The organism is Halomonas sp. DP3Y7-2 (genome assembly GCF_019800795.1).
Taxonomy (GTDB): domain Bacteria; phylum Pseudomonadota; class Gammaproteobacteria; order Pseudomonadales; family Halomonadaceae; genus Halomonas; species Halomonas litopenaei_A.
Genome location: NZ_JAHVKJ010000009.1, coordinates 21,132 through 38,464, shown reverse-complemented (window position 1 = coordinate 38,464; position 17,333 = coordinate 21,132). Strand labels below are relative to the sequence as shown.

General features: G+C 62.6%; 17 protein-coding genes. 8 read left to right on the top strand and 9 right to left on the bottom strand.

Annotated features, from left to right (window positions below; translation table 11 throughout):
- Positions 1–263 precede the first annotated feature (263 nt).
- A complete protein-coding gene (locus KUV45_RS12405; protein ID WP_206944258.1) occupies positions 264–1,304 on the bottom strand; it encodes a TRAP transporter substrate-binding protein in 1,041 nt (346 codons plus the stop codon).
- Between the two features lie 7 nt (positions 1,305–1,311).
- The gene (locus tag KUV45_RS12400; protein WP_206944260.1) at positions 1,312–2,112 is read right to left on the bottom strand and encodes a FadR/GntR family transcriptional regulator; all 801 of its coding nucleotides are present in this window, start codon (positions 2,110–2,112) and stop codon (positions 1,312–1,314) included.
- Between the two features lie 494 nt (positions 2,113–2,606).
- Here KUV45_RS12400 and KUV45_RS12395 point away from each other — a divergent pair, with 494 nt between their 5' ends.
- Complete coding sequence (locus KUV45_RS12395) at positions 2,607–3,608, top strand: NADP-dependent oxidoreductase (RefSeq protein WP_222164371.1); 1,002 nt, start codon at positions 2,607–2,609, stop codon at positions 3,606–3,608.
- An 83-nt stretch (positions 3,609–3,691) separates the two neighbouring features.
- On the opposite strand, the gene KUV45_RS12390 is transcribed toward KUV45_RS12395, so the two are convergent.
- Positions 3,692–4,615 (bottom strand): DMT family transporter, encoded by a 924-nt coding sequence (locus KUV45_RS12390; protein WP_222164370.1) that lies wholly within the window; start codon positions 4,613–4,615, stop codon positions 3,692–3,694.
- A 163-nt stretch (positions 4,616–4,778) separates the two neighbouring features.
- Here KUV45_RS12390 and KUV45_RS12385 point away from each other — a divergent pair, with 163 nt between their 5' ends.
- From KUV45_RS12385 to KUV45_RS12375, 3 genes are all read left to right on the top strand, one after another.
- A complete protein-coding gene (locus tag KUV45_RS12385; protein WP_224852161.1) occupies positions 4,779–5,264 on the top strand; it encodes an Lrp/AsnC family transcriptional regulator in 486 nt (161 codons plus the stop codon).
- Positions 5,265–5,521: 257 nt separating this feature from the next.
- Positions 5,522–6,193: a DsbA family protein gene (locus KUV45_RS12380; RefSeq protein ID WP_206944266.1), complete on the top strand. Its 672-nt coding sequence runs from the start codon at positions 5,522–5,524 to the stop codon at positions 6,191–6,193.
- Positions 6,186–7,091, top strand: a complete 906-nt coding sequence (locus KUV45_RS12375; RefSeq protein ID WP_222164369.1) for a complex I NDUFA9 subunit family protein — start codon at positions 6,186–6,188, stop codon at positions 7,089–7,091. The genes KUV45_RS12380 and KUV45_RS12375 overlap by 8 nt, the downstream gene beginning before the upstream one ends.
- 205 nt (positions 7,092–7,296) lie before the next feature.
- Here KUV45_RS12375 and gloA read toward each other — a convergent pair whose 3' ends face one another.
- Entirely contained in the window at positions 7,297–7,839 is a 543-nt protein-coding gene (gene gloA, locus KUV45_RS12370) for a lactoylglutathione lyase (protein WP_222164368.1), read from the bottom strand.
- 369 nt (positions 7,840–8,208) lie between these two features.
- Here gloA and KUV45_RS12365 point away from each other — a divergent pair, with 369 nt between their 5' ends.
- Positions 8,209–9,693, top strand: a complete 1,485-nt coding sequence (locus KUV45_RS12365) for a sodium:alanine symporter family protein (RefSeq protein ID WP_206944270.1) — start codon at positions 8,209–8,211, stop codon at positions 9,691–9,693.
- Positions 9,694–10,056: 363 nt separating this feature from the next.
- Entirely contained in the window at positions 10,057–10,995 is a 939-nt protein-coding gene (locus KUV45_RS12360; RefSeq protein WP_222164367.1) for a pirin family protein, read from the top strand.
- A gap of 436 nt (positions 10,996–11,431) precedes the next feature.
- Here KUV45_RS12360 and KUV45_RS12355 read toward each other — a convergent pair whose 3' ends face one another.
- Positions 11,432–11,749, bottom strand: coding sequence for a hypothetical protein (locus KUV45_RS12355; RefSeq protein ID WP_224852162.1), 318 nt, complete (start codon positions 11,747–11,749; stop codon positions 11,432–11,434).
- A 135-nt stretch (positions 11,750–11,884) separates the two neighbouring features.
- Between KUV45_RS12355 and KUV45_RS12350 the strand changes: the two genes are divergently transcribed.
- Positions 11,885–12,457, top strand: a complete 573-nt coding sequence (locus KUV45_RS12350) for an NADPH-dependent FMN reductase (protein ID WP_224852163.1) — start codon at positions 11,885–11,887, stop codon at positions 12,455–12,457.
- Positions 12,458–12,518: 61 nt separating this feature from the next.
- Here the strand turns inward: KUV45_RS12350 and KUV45_RS12345 are convergent, their stop codons facing one another.
- Positions 12,519–12,908 carry an MAPEG family protein gene (locus KUV45_RS12345; protein WP_222164365.1) on the bottom strand — a complete coding sequence of 130 codons (390 nt, stop codon included), beginning with the start codon at positions 12,906–12,908 and terminating at the stop codon, positions 12,519–12,521.
- A 124-nt stretch (positions 12,909–13,032) separates the two neighbouring features.
- Here KUV45_RS12345 and KUV45_RS12340 point away from each other — a divergent pair, with 124 nt between their 5' ends.
- Positions 13,033–13,641, top strand: coding sequence for a cytochrome b (locus tag KUV45_RS12340; protein WP_222164364.1), 609 nt, complete (start codon positions 13,033–13,035; stop codon positions 13,639–13,641).
- A 100-nt stretch (positions 13,642–13,741) separates the two neighbouring features.
- Here the strand turns inward: KUV45_RS12340 and KUV45_RS12335 are convergent, their stop codons facing one another.
- From KUV45_RS12335 to KUV45_RS12325, 3 genes are all read right to left on the bottom strand, one after another.
- Positions 13,742–15,229, bottom strand: coding sequence for a sodium:solute symporter family protein (locus KUV45_RS12335; RefSeq protein WP_222164363.1), 1,488 nt, complete (start codon positions 15,227–15,229; stop codon positions 13,742–13,744).
- Positions 15,230–15,410: 181 nt separating this feature from the next.
- The gene (locus tag KUV45_RS12330; RefSeq protein ID WP_206944283.1) at positions 15,411–15,803 is read right to left on the bottom strand and encodes a RidA family protein; all 393 of its coding nucleotides are present in this window, start codon (positions 15,801–15,803) and stop codon (positions 15,411–15,413) included.
- Positions 15,804–15,871: 68 nt separating this feature from the next.
- Positions 15,872–17,332, bottom strand: coding sequence for an amidohydrolase family protein (locus KUV45_RS12325; RefSeq protein WP_222164362.1), 1,461 nt, complete (start codon positions 17,330–17,332; stop codon positions 15,872–15,874).
- Between the last annotated feature and the right edge of the window lies 1 nt (position 17,333).

Here is a 17,333-nt window from a genome sequence, read left to right as displayed (position 1 = left end):
TGGTCAAAGCGGCTGCGCACCACGTCGGGTGCGCGTTCGGGCGCCTTGTCGGCGTCCTGTCCCGGCAGGTCTGTCATGGGACTTCCTCGACGGCTTGAGGATCGCGCCAGGGCACGATCCGGAAATGAGGGGGCGGTGCCGTGGCACCGCCCTGAACGTTCAGGTACTGGCAGGTAACGCGGTACACCCTTATGCGATATGCCGTGTCGCTGCACACCAGGCGACAGTCAGCACGGCTGACGCGTTACCCTGAGACCTTGGGCTTACAGCAGGTTGTGGTTTTCCAGGTAGGCCACCACGGACTCGTAGAATTCCTGGGTAATCTCGTTCTTCTCGGCCCAGTTCTCCCACTCCTGCTTGGCGATGTTACGGAACGCTACGCGCTCTTCCGCCGGCAGGTCGATGATCTCGATATCCGGGTTCTGGCGCGCTTCGCGCACGGCTTCGAGGTCACGCGTCTTGAGCTCGGCGACCATCTCATACGCCAGGGCATCAACGGACGTCTCGAGGATGGTCTTGAGGTCGTCCGGCAGGCTGTCCCAGACATCCTTGTTCAGTGAGACCGCGACCATCGGCAGGGAGTGGAAGCCCGGATACAGCGGGTAAGGAGCAAACTCGTGCAGACCCTGTGCCTGGTTGGTGGCAAACACGGTGTAGTCAGCAGCGTCGATCACACCCTTCTCGAGACCGGTATAGACCTCAGAGCCCGGCAGATTGACCGGTGTGGCACCAGCGGCTTCAAAGATGTTGTACACCATGCCTTCCGGAGCGCGCAGCTTGAGGCCCTGCATGTCCTCGATGGAGCGCACCGGCTTGGTCGAAGGCAGCGACTCCAGCCCGGTGGCAGCAGCGCCGATCAGGTGCAGACCATAGGGTTCGACCAGCTTGTTGTAGAGCTCCTCGCCACCGGCATTGTTCATGTAGTCGAGGAAGTCATAGGGGTCGCTCCAGGCGCCCACCAGGTTGCCGATCATGCCGAAGGCCGGGTTCTGACCCGTGAAGTAGCTGGGATCGGTCAGGTGTCCCTGAAGGATGCCGGACTGCACCGCCTGCAGGGTCTGGTTGGCCTGAACCACGGCATTGACCGGCAGAATTTCGATGGCGATGCGGCCATTGGACATCGTCGAAACGTTGTCGGCCCAGGCCTTCTTCATCTCGAACTGAGGCTCGCCGGCCGTTTCGGAGGTCTGGAAGGTCCACTCATACTCGGCAGCCTGAGCAGAAGCGGCCATGGATGCCAGAATCGCTGCACTCAACAGCTTGAGCTTGGCGCTAGGGGTCTTGAGCTTGGTGCTTGCCATCATGGGAATCTCATCCTTCTTGTCGGCATGTTGCAGATAGTTCGGGAGCGTCAAAGGTTGTCTCGAGCGTCGATGAGGCCTTGGTGACCTCTTCCAGTCCAAGGTCCTGCCCAGTGCGCTCCAGTACCGCGAGCGCCGCACGGGCCGCTTCGCGGGGCTGTCTCAGCCGAATCGCCTCCATCACCTTGCGATGACGATCCATGCTGTCATTGAGCCTGTCCGCGCTGTGGTTGGATCGCTCCACCAGCAGCGCAATGGCAGGCTTGAGAACGTGGCTGATCTGCGCCCACACCAAGTTATGCGATGCGGTGAAGATGGCCTCGTGAAACGCCACGTCGTACTCGTCGTGGGTCTTGCCCTGAAAGCGTAGATCATCGCTGGCCAGCGCTTCGATCATGCCTTGATAGGCGGTTTCGATGGCCAGCAGGTCGGCGGCGGTGGCGTGCTCGGCGGCCAGTCGGGCGACGAAAGGCTCGACGGCTACGCGAAAGGCAAACACCTCGCGCTGAATCACCGGATTAGGATGGGCGAAACGCGCCAGCCAGCCGCTGACCCTGGGATCGAGCAGGTGCCAGCCTCCAAGGGGCTGCACCCGCGACCCTTGACCAGAAATTCGAGTGATCATGCCAGCGGCGACCAGTACCTGCAGGGCACTTCTCACCGTCGAACGACTCACCGCGAAACGCTCGCACAGGTCCACTTCTCTGGGCAGGAACTCGCCCGGCATGTACTCACCGGCAAAGATCGCCTCGGCCAGGGCATCTGCGATGTCCGGGCGCGCGCGACGCAAGGGAGTTGAGGCTGCTGCCATGAGGGTCATCCGAACAAGGGAATGCAGAGTCAGACCTGCTATTCCATGTGTCTGACGCTTGGTGGAGTTATGTCGGACATAGCTTCGCTAAAAATGCACATCGATGCCTTTAGACTTTAGTTCGATAACGATCGCTTTTCGCGCGCCCGCCCCTGCTCAAGTAGCGCGCTCGCCCCTGCTCAAGGAACCTCTTCCATTCAGCACAGTCGCACTGTGTAGATCTCAATGACCCGAGGCTTTTTCCTACCTTCTACGCAGCTCTTTACGACTTCGACCGACTGGTCTATTCTGGACGCACAAGCTAGGCGCTAAGTCAATTGGCCACGCCGCGTCCTCAGCAAAGGCGTGTCCTCAGCGGTGTCTGAGGTGTCGTCCGATCCACTGGGCAATGCCCTCTGGCTACAGGACGCAACGTCCCGGCAGGCAGGACCAGCAGCGACACCTTATCTAGCGAACGAGACAGGACGCGATTACCCATAGCAAAGGAGGCATCGATGCAATCCAACTACTACAGCATTAGCGAATACCCTACTGGCACTCCCAGCCCGGACGTCTTTGTTCTGAATCAGCAGGAACTGCCGGCGCTGCAGGATGGCGAGGTACGCATTCGCAATCATTGGCTGTCAGTTGACCCCTACATGCGAGGCCGCATGAGCGGCGTCAAGACGTACATCGATCCCTTCGCCCTCGATGCCCCCCTCGAGGGCGCCGCGGTAGGTGAAATCATCGAATCCCGCGATGACCGCTTCAGGGTGGGTGATCGGGTCACCCACATGGGCGGCTGGCGTGATGTGGCACAGCTATCAGCGGACACCGTCACCGCCCTTCCCGATCTTGACGTCCCCGAGCAAGCCTACCTTGGCGTTCTCGGCATGCCTGGCATGACCGCCTGGACAGGCCTCAATGCGATTGCGCATATGCAGGAAGGCGACAACGTCCTGGTCAGCGCTGCCAGCGGCGCCGTGGGCTCACTGGCGGTACAACTGGCCAAGGCCAAGGGCGGCACCGTTGTCGGACTTGCCGGCAGCCAGAAGAAACGCGATTGGCTCGAGTCCCAGGGCATTGTCGCGGTTGACTACCGCGACAAGGACGCTGCCACACTCAGCGATGACCTGGCCAAGGCCTGCCCAGGCGGTTTCGATGTGTACTACGAGAACGTCGGCGGCGTCTGCCTTGAGGCAGCCCTGAACAATCTCAACGTCGGCGCACGCATTGCCGTCTGCGGCATGATCTCTCGCTACAATGATGAAGGGCCGGCTCCTGGTCCCGCCAACCTGGCCATGATCCTGATTCGTCGCGCCAGCATGCAGGGCTTTATCGTGTTCGAGCACTGGGACAACTATCCGGCCTTTCTCGCCGAGGTGGGTCCCCAGGTCGCCGCTGGCGATATCGACTATCAGGAAACCGTGCGTGAAGGGCTGGAAGCGACCCCGGAGGCCTTCCTCGATCTGTTCAAGGGCGCCAACAGCGGCAAGATGCTGGTGCGCTTGAGCTAAGGAAGCGCTGAAGTCAATTGACGCAGACACCGCCTACGGGCGGTGTCTCTGGATCAGCGCTGACGCCAATGACACGCCTGCCATCAACGGCCACGGCTGGCGATCATCACGCCGAACACCACCATCAACATCCCCACCGCGGTGATCCCACCGATCGTCTCGTCCAGCGCCCACCAGGCCAGCGCCGTGGCAACCACCGGAGTCAGCGACCCTAGTGCCGAGGTCGCCTCAGCGCCCAGCCGTCGAATCGCGATGCCCATCAGCAGGCCAGATCCCAGCCCCACCAGGATGCCCTGAACCACCAACTGCCCCAGCCACTCCTGGGCTGACACCAGGTGTAGCGTCAAGCCCCCCACCCCGCTCACCTCGATCGCGACCACCGTCAGCGCAATGATCGATCCACTGGGCACCGTGACCACCGCCGTAGCCTCGAGCGCCGACAGGCCACTCTGACGCACGCTGAGGGTGAACACCGCCCACATCACGCTGGACAGCAAGAACATGCCTTGCCCCAGCAGCAGGGACTGCGAGCCCTGGCCCGAGGACGCCAGCAGACAGGCAATGCCCATTGCGATGGCGACCAACCCGGCGGCACGCCCCCGCGACAACGGCTGGGCGAAGACCCACACCGCCAGGGTACTGACGAACAGCGGCGCCGCCCCGGGTATCAGGGTACTGCCGTGGGCCACCGGCGCCAGTCCCATCCCCACCGCCCCCAACAGAAAGAAGGGAATGCCGGCGCCTGCCATCATGCCGACCAGCCACACCGGGTTGACCGCCAACAGACGCTGTCGCCGACGCAGCGCCAACGGCAGCAGCACAAGGCCAGGCACGGCGTAGCGAAACAGGGTCAGGTCGAGGGTTCCCAGTGGTGACAGTGCCCCTTGGCGCAGCGAGAGGAAGTAACAGGACCAGATCAGCACCGCGCCCAGCGCAGCGGCGACTCCCGACAGGGCGCGCCGGGGAGAGGCGACAAGCGGCGCCACCTGGGTCAGAGAAGACGACATGACAGGACTCCGAGAGGGTTGTGGGGTAGCGGTACAAGCACCCTGCTAAGGCCAGTCTGCCGGCAATGCTCGGGGGAATGCAGGCAAAGACACTCCGCCGCTGGACCCACATTGGCAGTACGTGCCAATATTTCGGCATTCATGGCAAGTTTGAGCCAATTCCTTGAAAAAACTGGACCGTATCGATCGCCATCTACTCGCTCTGCTGCAGCAGGATGCGCGACTCACCAGCCACGAGCTGGCCGAGCGAGTGGGTCTGTCCCCATCCCCCTGCGCCAGGCGCATCCGCCGGCTGGAGCAACAGCGGCTGATCCAGCGCTACCGCGCCGAGCTGGACCGCGAACGCCTGGGGCTGGGGCTGACGGTGTTCGTCCACGTCAAGCTCAGCCGCCATCAAGATGCCCTCGTGGAAGCCTTCGAAGCCGCCGTGGCAGAGATGCCCGAAGTCATCGAGTGCCACACCGTGTCCGGTGCCTTCGACTATCTGCTGCAGATTGTCAGCGCCGACCTGAAAGGTTACGAACGCTGGGTGCGACAGCTGCAGACCCTGCCCATGGTCAATACCGTGGACTCGAGCTTTGCCATCCGGGCCGTCAAGCGCGCCGGCGCCCTGGATCTTCGCGACGCTCGCCCGTCCGACGACGCCTAGCGCCTGACTCCAGGGGCTTTGCTCAAGGGCTTTGCTCAAGGGCTTTGCATCAGAGGCTTTGCACTGGCGACTCTCGAGCTGGGTCCGGGCCACGGCCGCATTCGCCCGGCATCGCCGCGCACGGGAGCAGGGCCTGGGCACCTTCGTCAGCATCGAGCCTGCCTGTCGCCGGCGCTTCACTTCGACGTCATCAGTCGTCAAGCTAGAGGCGACTCCGTCGCCATCCGGTCCCACGTATTGCCACTCAGGAGAGTTGAATGCCGACATCGCCCACTCCCCCACGCCTGACGCTCGAGGTCTTCAGCGACCTGCGCTGCCCATTTTGCTATCTGGAGCTGCCGGAGCTTGAGGCCTTGGAGCAACGGTTCGGCGATGACATCCACATCCACTGGCGTCCATTCGAACTGAGGCCAGAGCCTGAGCCGGCCTTGGATCCCCATGGCGACTACTTGAACGAACTGTGGCGTGACGCTGTGCTGCCCATGGCGCGCGAACGTGGACTCAGCATGCGCCAGCCGGATATCCAGCCTCGCTCACGCCTTGCGCTCGAGACCCTGGCCTGGGCTGAACGACACGCCTCGGCACAGCAGGTAGCCTCGTTAAGGAAGGCCTTGTTCAGTGGCTTTTTCGAACGCAGCCTGGATCTCTCCGACCCTGCCGCACTGGCAGACCTCGTTCGTCACCAGGGACTCGATGGCGACGCGCTGGTGGCAAGCCTTGCCAATGAAGAAGATCGTCAGGCCGTCCGCGAGTCTCGCGAGGAGGGACAAGCACTGGGGATTGCCGGCGTGCCTGCCCTGCGCTTCCTGATCGACGGCGAGCATGCCGGCATTCTGTCAGGGGCTCAGCCAAGGCGGCAGCTGTTTCTGGCGGTGGAGCGGCTGCGTGACGCACTCCAGCGCAACGACAGTGGCGCTGGCCATGAGTGATAGAACACGCCCCGTTGTCGTCCTCGGAGGAACAGGGTTTGTCGGGGCTGCCGCTGTGCGTGAACTCTATTTCAGTGGACACGCGGTGAGGGTGGTGGCGAGGCGTCCCCGGCTACCTGACATGGTCGAACCCGGCGACCCGGTGGAAGCCATGGCGGCAGACCTGCAAGACCCCGACAGTCTGGCGCCGGTACTGGAGGGCGCCAGCGCGGTGATCAATGCCGTCAGCCTCTACCAGGAACGTCGCCGCGGGGACTTCGAGAAGGTCCACGTAGAGGGCGCCGCAGCGCTGGCCAGAGCGGCCAGGGCCGCCGGCGTCGACCGCTACCTGTTGATTTCCGGTATCGGAGCGCGGCCAGACTCACCCTCGCCTTATGTACGCGCCCGGGCCCTGGGCGAGCAGGCGGTGATGGAAGAGGTCCCACGGGCTGTCATCGTCAGGCCCAGTGTGCTGTATGGCCCACAGGCCGGTCTGACGGCCACGCTGGCACGCCTGGTTCGGCTGCCGGTCGTCCCGCTCTTCGGCACCGGAGAGGTGCGCCTGCAGCCCCTTCACGTGGGCGATCTCGGCAGTGCGCTGGGACGCCTGGCCACCCGTCCAGATCTGCCGCGTGCGCTGTATGAGCTGGGCGGACCTGACGCCGTGCGCTATCGCGACCTCGTCACGCTGGTCGCCCGCCATCTGGATAGGGACCCCACCCTGCTGACGACGCCGATGTGGCTATGGCATGCCCTGGCCACGACCATGAAGGCCCTGCCGTCTGCCCCGCTCACCCGTGACATGCTGTGGCTGATCCAGCAGGACAACTTGGTGTCACGCGGTGTAGGTACCTTCGACGACCTGGGCCTTCATCCGCGCAGCCTGCGTGACAGCCTGGTGCACTGCCTGCCGCGCTAGATAAGCGTCAATACGTCGGCTGGCTCGTCCCGATAGAGAAGTGCTGACTACATCAGTCGAGTGGCATGAGGCACCAGGCGCCCGCAGCGCGGAACCCGGAGCCTATGCGGTATCGCTGAGAGTTCGAGCAGCGCGTCACGCAATGAATCGGCCGCGCAGGCCTTTATGCAGTGTTTCCTTAGCCCGTGATACGGGCCAAGCGCCTTCAGCCTTTGCCCACCTGTGACATCAGGTCTGGCTGGACCACCTCGATCCAGTAACCGTCCGGATCCTTGACGAAGACCACGTCCTTCATCTTGCCCTGTTCGGGGCGCTTGATGAATTCGACGTCATTGTCATCAAACCAGGCCACCGCGGCGTGCAGATCCGGCACTGCAAAACAGATGTGACCAAAACCCTGCGGTTCGGCGTTGCCATCGTGGTAGATACGTCCTTCCTGCTCCTCAGTGCCCCAGTTGTGCGTGAACTCCAGCAACCCGCGCTGCTGGAAGGTCCAGGTAGTGCGAGCCGCCACATCTTCAGGCACCTCATCCTGGGCATCCAGGTTAGCGAGGAAATACAGCGAGAACTGCATCTCCTCGAAATCCAGGCGCCTCAGCACGCTCATGCCAAACACGCGGGAATAAAAGGCGAGCGATACTTGCGGGTCCTTGACCCTCAACATGCTGTGGTTAAGACGAAACCCACGGGTGGCCGCCGGTGCCGCTTCAACGCCCGGATGCTGTTCGCCTTGGGGGGTATCCTTCATGGGTATCTCCTTCAGTGAGCTCGAGGAATGCATCAACAGTTTCGACGTATTCACCATCGATGCGTTCAGATGTTGGCGCCACGCCAACGATGACCCATCAACAGGCCTGACTAAGGGTAATCATCCTTAGCGCACGACATCCTCCAGCGTGCGCGGTGCGCAGCACTTTTGTCTCTGAGCATGCGCTCGACAGGCCAGCGACCTGTCTACTAACGCGCCAAGTGCTGCATCAGGCGCAAAAATACTACCAAAGTCTAATAACATATCCACAAATCAACGCGATAACTCAATCTTTTCGCCACACGCCTTGTCATCCCTACCATTTCGTGAAAAATGGCCACCGAATTCCTACCAATGGAACGCTTTGACATGGACTCCATCGCCACCTGGTTCAACAGCGTCGTTTCCGCTGGAAACGGCCTGATCTGGGGCAAGCTGCTGGTCTACCTTCTGATCGGCGCCGGCCTCTATTTCACCGTGATGACCCGCGGTATTCAATTTCGCTTCTTCGGCCATATGTTCTCCCTGCTCAAGGGATCACGTGACGGCGGCGAAGGCATTTCCTCGTTTCAGGCGCTGTCGACCAGCCTTGCCGCCCGTGTGGGCACCGGCAACCTGGCGGGTGTCGCCGTGGCCATCTACCTGGGCGGCCCCGGCGCCATCTTCTGGATGTGGATGACCGCTCTGGTGGGCATGGCTACCAGCTTTGTCGAGTCTGCCCTGGCTCAGGCCTATAAGGTCGACCACGGCGACAAGACCTTCCGTGGCGGCCCTGCCCGGTACATCGAGCGAGGCCTCGGCCAACGCTGGATGGCGGTTGCCTTCTCCATCTGTCTGATCATCGCCTTTGGTCTCGCCTTCAACAGTGTCCAGGCCAACTCTATTGCCCAAGCCATGGAGCAGGCCTTCTCGATTCCGACCTGGGTGGTGGGCGTTGCCCTGCTGGTGGCGGTAGCGCCGATCATCTTCGGTGGCCTGCGCTCCATCGCCAAGGTGGCAGAGCTGATCGTGCCGGTCATGGCGGTGCTGTACCTGATTCTGGCGCTGGTGGTCGTGGCGTTGAACATCGAGGAGCTTCCTGGCGCCATCGCCCTGATCTTCAATAGCGCCTTTGGTCTTGAAGAAGCCGCCGGCGGTGCCGTGGGCTACGCCGTGGCCCAGGCCATGATGCAAGGCATCAAGCGCGGCCTGTTCTCCAACGAGGCCGGTATGGGCTCCGCCCCCAACGTGGCAGCGACCGCCAGCACTCGACCCAACCATCCAGCGGCTCAGGGCTTTATCCAGATGCTGGGGGTATTCTTCGACACGCTGGTAATCTGCACCGCGACAGCGGCAGTGATCATTCTGGCAGAGCCGGCCCTGCAAAGTGGCGATGCCCCCAACGGCATCCAGTTGACCCAGACGGCGCTGACCGAGCACGTAGGTAGCTGGGGCGGCATGTTCGTGGCGATCGCCATTCTCCTGTTCGCCTTCACGTCACTGATCGCCAACTACTCCTACGGCGAGTCCAACATTGAATACCTGGCCGGCAAGCGCCGTTCTGCCGGCGCGGTATTCATCTATCGGCTGGCGGTGCTGGCCATGATCATGATTGGCTCGGTGGCGCAGCTGAAGACCATCTGGGGCTTTGCCGACCTGTCCATGGGCATGATGGCACTGATCAACCTGATCGCGATCCTGCTGCTGTCGCCCCTGGCCTTCGCGCTGTTCCGTGACTACGAGCGACAGCTCAAGGCGGGCAAGGAGCCCACCTTCGACCCCGACCAGTTCCCGAAGCTCAAGGGCAAGGTCGACCGCAGCGCCTGGCCTGGAACATCCGGCCAGACCGAAGGCACCACCAGGACCGACGCTTGATCCTGATGAATGCCCCCGCTTGACCCTCAACGCCACGGTTCGCCGTGGCGTTGTCGTTTCAGTCCCTGAGGGCGTACCAGCCCCTGCGCGAATGGTCGTACTGACTCTAGCCGCACGCTTTACCCATCAGCGCCTGCTGGCCATCGCTGTGGCTGCGCCAGAGGGGCACCGTGTTCCTGCAGGCCCAGCTCATGCAGATCAAAGCCTCTCTAAGGAGAGTAAATGGCTTGTCGCTACCGAATGGGCACACTAGGCTTTTGATAGCGTCTATCCCAGCACCACCGGCTCCACTAACCTGCCAGTCGGCCTCGCCGGTCCGCCCTCACCAGAGGTCTGTCACCCCACTTGCCCCGGGAGCCGCCCATGAGTCTGCACGAAACACCCCGCCGCCCTTCGTCCTCACGGGATTGTCCGGTCATCGACGGACGTTATCAGATTCAGCGTATTGGCTCGCGAGAGGCCGCTGTCGGAGGGCTGCCAATCCATCGCGTGCTGCCTACTCGACACCGCCGCACCATCGGCGCCTGGTGTTTTCTCGATCACGCGGGCCCCAGTATCCTGCGCGAGGGTGAGGGCATGCGGGTCGGCCCCCATCCCCATACCAGCTTGCAGACCTTCACCTGGATGCTGTCAGGTGAGGTACATCATCGCGACAGCCTAGGCAGTGATCAGGTCATCCGGCCTGGCGAGGTCAATCTGATGACCGCGGGCCATGGCATCAGCCATACCGAAGAGAGCCTCGAGGACAGTGACGAGCTGCATGCCGCCCAACTGTGGATCGCGCTGCCTCTTGAACACGCTGACACGGCGCCTCGCTTCGACCACTACGCCGACCTGCCCCGCTGGTCCCAGGAGGATGTTCACTTCACTCTTCTGGTTGGCCACTACGGTGGGCATGATGCACCCACCCTGAGCTTCTCCCCGCTGGTGGGCGTTGATCTTCAGGCCGAGCGCTCCGCCCAGCTGACGCTGCCGCTTCAGGCAGCATTCGAATACGGGGTGCTGGTGCTGGAGGGTGACCTGACCCTGGACGGAGAATCCTTCAAGGTGGATGAGCTGGCCTACCTGGGTCGCGGCCGCAACGCTGTCGACGTCACCCTGTCGCCTGGCAGCCGCATGCTGTTGATTGGCGGTGAGCCGCTCGAGGATGAGATTGTCATGTGGTGGAACTTTGTCGGGCACTCGCGCAAAGCGATTATCGAAGCCCAGCGGGACTGGGAGGCCGAAAGCCCCCGCTTTGGCACCATACCTCAGTGGCAGGGACCGCGCCTGGAAGCCCCGCCATTGCCATGGACCAGCTGAGGGAAGGAGCGAGGCCCCAGAGGCACCATCATGTGGTCCTTTTATCACTGGGCACTCGCGCAAAGCGATTATTGAGGCCCAACGGGACTGGGAGGCCGAAAGTCCCCGCTTTGGCACCATACCTCAGTGGCAGGGACCGCGCCTGGAAGCCCCGCCATTGCCCTGGACCAGCTGAGACCCAGAACCAGCTGCGGGAAGAGCGAGGCCCCAGAGGCACCATCATGTGGTCCTTTTATCACTGGGCACTCGCGCAAAGCGATTATCGAGGCCCAGCGGGACTGGGAAGCCGAAAGCCCCCGCTTTGGCACCATACCTCAGTGGCAGGGCCCGCGCCTGGAAGCCCTGCCATTGCCATGGACTAGCTGAGGGAAGCCCTGCACTTTCCGTGGACAAACGAAGGGAAGCCCTGCCATTGCCATGGCAATGATCTGCCGTGTCAGGGGCTGCGACTCGCCCACCAGTCGGCGTAGCTGCTGTTGTGCGGCGCCTTGCCGGATTCATCCTCGGCTCCATCGTCCCACCACACGGGGCCGCGCTCGCCGAGTGCCTCCTTGGCGGCCTGTACCTGTGCCCGGGCAGCCTTCAAGGCAGCCTCGTCCTCACTCTGCCTGGCATCCTTCACCGCTCGACGAGCTGCCATCAACGCCTTGACGTGGCGCTGTCGAAACGCCTCATCAAGGCTTGGATCGGTGCAGCGCCACAACCGATTCTTGGCAACAAAGTAACGACCATCCGGGGTCTTGGGATACTTCATGGGCAGCCTCCGTGTGCCTTCAACGTAGTGTACATTGCATGATGACGAAGCAGCGGGTTCGCGTCTGCGCTTGCGCCCCATCTCAACGCCCTGACGACTGCCCTAGCGCATCAACCTGACATGGAGGAACACGTCATGAGCCACCAACGTCCACGTATCCTGGTCTTCGCGGGCAGCGCTCGCAAGAACTCCTATAACAAGCGTCTGGCAAAGCTGATGGCACAGCGTATCGATGCCTGTGGGGGCGACGCCACCTTTGTTGACCTGGCAGATTTTCCCATGCCTCTCTACGACGGTGATCTGGAGGAGCAAGAGGGACTGCCAGAGCACGCCAGCCGCCTGAAGCGCATGTTCATGGACCACCAGGGCCTTGCCATCGCCTCTCCTGAATACAATGGCTTCATCACGCCTCTGTTGAAGAACACCATCGACTGGGTGTCTCGGCCTGATGGAGACCTGGGCGCGCTCGAACCCTATCAGCACAAGGTGGCCGCCATCGTGGGCGCCTCACCCGGCGGGCTCGGCGGACTGCGTGCCCTGCCTCTACTGCGCCAGCTGCTGAGCAACATCGGCGTGACCGTCCTGCCCGACCAGCTCGCCGTCGGCGGTGCCGGTGAGGCCTTCCATGAAGACGGTAGTCTGGCAGACGAAGGCAAGGCCAAGGCCCTGGACGGTATCTGTCAGCGACTGGTGGATAGTTTGACATAGCGCCAGTGAGGGCCGCCTGACCACCGACGGCGACCCAGGCAAGAGGCACGTATCGGGGCGCCTACCACAGCGCCCCGATCATGATGACAAGGCATGCCAGCATGCCGATGGCAAACACACCAGAGCGGATCCATTGCCAGTCGAGGGCATAGGCGATGGGATGCAGCAGGCGCGAGGCAAGAAAGACTAGCGCAGGCGTGTCGAGGCTGTGTAGATCGGCGCCAGCGCCCATGGCGACCACGGCCGTGCTCAGATAGACGATCAATGCCTCCCAGGCATTGGACTGGGCCGCATGCAGGCGCGCGCCAATCCCTTCCATGGCGGCCTGCTGGTCGCGCGGATGGCGGTTATCGAGATGGCCGAACTGGCGCACGCGCCAGGCGGCACCGATCCAGGCCAGCAGGATCGGCAGCAGGGAAGCGATAAACAGGGTGACGAGAAAGATCGACATGGCAGGCTCCGAGGGCGAATCTTCCTCAGCATGGCACAGGCAATGGCTGACAGGCGAAGGGACAGGGGTCAGCATGGCGGTACTTGCCTGATGCCTGGCTTACCGAGCCCAAGAGGTTTCCTCCATGCCCGCAAGCCGAGACCGCGACGTCCCCCACGTACCCGATGTCCACCCTGCCCGCCACGCCCTGACCAGTCGTGCCCTGCACGCTTTGCTGGCACTGACCATCGGCCTTCTCTACCTGAGCGCCTACGGACGCAAGTGGGCGACCACCCAACTGGAAGCCGCCAACTGGTATCTGCTGGTGGCCCACATCAATCTGGGACTGTTAAGCGTAGCGCTGTCGCTGGGCCTGCTGATGGCGCACCTGTGGCTGCCTCGACCTGCCCCCCAGGGCCTGCCCCGGTTGACTCGCCTCGCTCACCGAGGCCTGCTCGCGTTACTGCTGGCGCTGCCAGTCGCGGCCTATGTCGGCACCGGCTTCGACCTCAAGGTGCTGGGCCAGTGGACACTGCCTTCGTTTCAACGCCTGCCAGTGGCTGACTGGCTGTCGGATGCACTGGCCCAACCGCTGATAAGCCTGATGGATCCTTTCGCTCGTTTTCACAAGGAATGGGGCGCCGATCTGCTGCTGCCGGTATTGCTGGCCGGCCATATCGCGGGCGCCCTTTTCCATCACTGGGTGCTCAAGGATGATGTCCTCAGGAACATGTGGACGCTCAAGTCACCCTAGGGTTATCGGGGCGGGGCCCTGTGCAAGATGGTCGATGAATAAAACCCCGCGTCACATGCATGACGCGGGGCCCTGGAATCCTCATGAGTGCCTTACTCGATCAGGCCTTGGCCCCCTTGCGCAGTGGCACCTCGGGTACGGCTTCCATACGCTCACGTTCCTGGGTGATCAGCTCCAGCGCCTGATCCTCGGTCAGCTCGGATGCTGGGGTGAACAGACTCACCACGATACCCACCAGGATTGCCATTCCCACTGCCGGGATACTCGGATTGCCCCAGTACAGGTTCCAGCCACTATGGCTGATCACCACCAGTGACGTTATCGAGGCAGTTGCCAGGGAAGCGATCGCCCCCTGCCAGGTATAGCGAGACCAGAAACGTCCCAGAATCCCGCAGACGAACATGCCCGCCAGTACCGTGGCCACCATCTTGGTGATGTAGGCGATCACGTTATCGGAGGTCAGGGCGAAGGCCAGCGCCAGGCTGATCGTGAACACCAGACCGACACGGGACAGCCAGACCACGCTGTTGGCCGAAGGAGCACGACCCTTGACCAGCACGTAGAGGTCACGAATCAAGGTGGTGACCCCGGCGATGGCATCGCTGCTGGCGCTGGACATGGTGGCCGAGAGGCCCGCGACGAGCAGCAGCAGGCCCAGCCACAGCGGCAGCACTTCGGTGGCCAGGTAAGGGAACGCAAAGTTGCTGTTTTCAAGGCCAGGGTTCAGCGCATAGGTCGACATGCCGATGATCGCCGGGACGATGGAAAACAACATGTACAGGCAGCCGGTGACCAGGAAGGAGCGACGCACCGAACCCACGGAAGCACCGGAGTAGATCCGCTGACGGAAGGACGGAGTCGACAGCACCCCTACCGCGATGACCGCCACCAGTGACAGCGCCGGTACCAGGCCAACCTTTTCGATCGCCAGGAAGCTGGTGGCAGCGGCATCCATCGAGGCGGTCATCTCGGCGAAGCCTCCTACCTCTACCACGGCCACCACCGCCATCAGGAAGAAGCCGACGAACAGCACGATCGCCTGGACGGTGTCGGTCCACACCACCGCCATATAGCCACCGATGACACAGTAGACGCCAAACCCCAGGGCCACGATGAGCTTGGCCTGCCACACCGGGATGTCAGCCATCCAGGCAAGATACAGACCGCCGCCAAGGATATGGGCACCCAGCCAACCGATACAGGCGATGTAGATGAACAGGGCCACCACATTGCGCACCAGACGGTTGGCGCCCACATAGAACGACAGCTCTTCACTCATGGTCATGAAGCGGTAGCGCCGCACCCCGGAGAAACACAGCGCCAACAGCAGCACGCCGATGGAGCCGCCGAGGCCATACAGCGCCCCGCCCCATCCGTTAGCGTAGCCAAAGCCTACGGCTCCCATGCTGGAGCCGGTACCCACCATGGTGGCGACGGTGGTGCCGATGGTCAGAAACAGCGGGACACTGCGCCCGCCAAGAAGAAAATCATCGCCGGAACCGCGATCATTGCGCGACATCCACCAGCCAAAGCCAATCATCAGGACGATGTAGATACAAAAGGTAGCAAGGAAAAGATGACTGTTCATACAGACCTCTTATACTTGTCGTCTCGGTCGTTGCCGCGATCGAGACAGTGAACGTAAGCGTTTGCTGAGCCTGGCGTCGGGTCCTTGCCGGGACCCGGCGCCCTCCTTCACTGCGATGCGGGCATCCTGCCCAGGACGAGTTGCCGCTCGCCCCTGGTTATCCCCTGATCCCCTTCCTTATTCAGGCCCGGTCAGCGCGATAGCACGTCAGATCGACCTCGACCTTGCAGTCCACCACCAGGTCCTGAACGCTGCAGATACGTGCCGGCGGGTGATCCTTGAAGTACTCCGCAAAGACCTTGTTGAACGACTGGAAGTATCGGGCATCGGTCAGCACCGCGGTCACGTGCACCACGTGTTCGATGTCGTACCCAGCCTCACGGGCGATGGTCAGCGCATTCTCGAAGGCCAGTCGGCTCTGCTCGATGATGCCGCCTTCCACCACTTCACCGTCGGTCATGGGTGTCTGGCCAGACACCTTGAGCCAGCCCCCCGCCTCGACGGCCCGGGAGAACGGCAGTTTCTGTCCACCGGTGCCTACGCCTCCCTCGGCGCCATAACGCTTGATGCTCATCTTTCACTCTCCTGTCAGGTACAGATGCAAACTCTTGATATGTTGAGCGTTCCTTGGCGAAGCGCTCGCTACAGTGGCGTCGCCTCCAGGCGCACGCTTCGACGCAACATGCGTCCGTTACGTTCGTTCGAGGCCCTGCCCTCGGTATAGGCCGTGTGGCCATTGACCCACACCCGTAGAATGCCTTGTGCGGGCGTCTTGGGTTGGTCATAGGTGGCGCTGTCGTCCAATCGTTCCAGGTCCAGCAACACCAGGTCAGCGAACGCTCCCTGGCGAATCACTCCGCGATCTTCAAGGCCAAAGGTGGCAGCGGACAGGCCGGTCATCTTGCGCACCGCCTCGGCGGGCGCCATCAACGCCAGGTCCCGGCTGTAATGGGCGAGGACTCGGGGAAAGGCGCCCCACAGACGCGGGTGGGGATGAGGATCATTGGGCAGGCCATCCGAGCCGACCATGGTCAGCGGGTGCGCCAGTACCTGGCGCATATCCTCTTCACACATGTTGTGGTAGACCGCTCCCGCCGGCTGCAGCCGCTTGGCCGCCTCCAGCAGTGACACCTCCCAGTCGGCGGCAATCGCCGCCAGTGGCCGGCGCGCCTGCTCGGGATGCGGTTTCGACCAGGTGATAGTGATCTCGATTTCATCCGTGACCTGGCCCAGGTCCAGCGTCGACGAACCCGCGGTATAGGGGTAGCAATCGCAGTGCACCCGCTGCTGGGTGGCCGCATCGGTCAGCTGCGACAGCGCCCTTGGTGCCTGCCCCCAGTTACCGGCGCCGGCACACTTCAAGTGAGAGATCACCAAGGGTGCGCTGGCGTCACGAGCGGTGGCGAAGGCTTCGTCCATGGCCTCGGCCTGGCCGGCGAACTCGTCACGCAGATGGGTGGTATAGATGCCCCCTGCAGCGCTGACCGCACGCACCAATGCCGCCACTTCGGCACTCGGCGCCTGGCGGGCGTTGCGATAGGCAAGCCCGGTGCTCATCCCGATCGCTCCTTCGGCAAGGGCTTGCTCGAGGGATGCGCGCATGGCAGTAATCTCTTCCTCGCTGGCGGGTCGCTCAAGGTCCTGCATGACTTGAGAGCGCAGGCTGGTGTGGCCCACCAGCGCGGCGACATTGATGGCCGGTGCCGCCTGTTCGACGGCCTGGGCATAGGCGGCAAAGGTGGGATAGACGAAGTCGTCGGCCTCACCCAGCAGGTTCATGGGGTCCGGCACGTCGCTACCTGCCAGCTGGACCGGAGAGGCACTGATGCCACAATTGCCCACCACCACGGTGGTCACCCCCTGACTTAGCTTGGGCAGCATGTCAGGGGTGCGCACCACATTGGTGTCATCGTGGGTGTGAACGTCGATAAACCCAGGCGTGAGGGTCAGACCTTGCGCCTCGATGACGTCGAGAGCCTCGTGTCCCGCCAACTGCCCCAGCGCCACGATGCGATCGCCCTTGATGGCCACATCGGCGATGAACGGGTCGGCGCCAGTGCCATCCAGCAGGGTGGCGCCACGGATCAAGAGGTCATGCTGCATA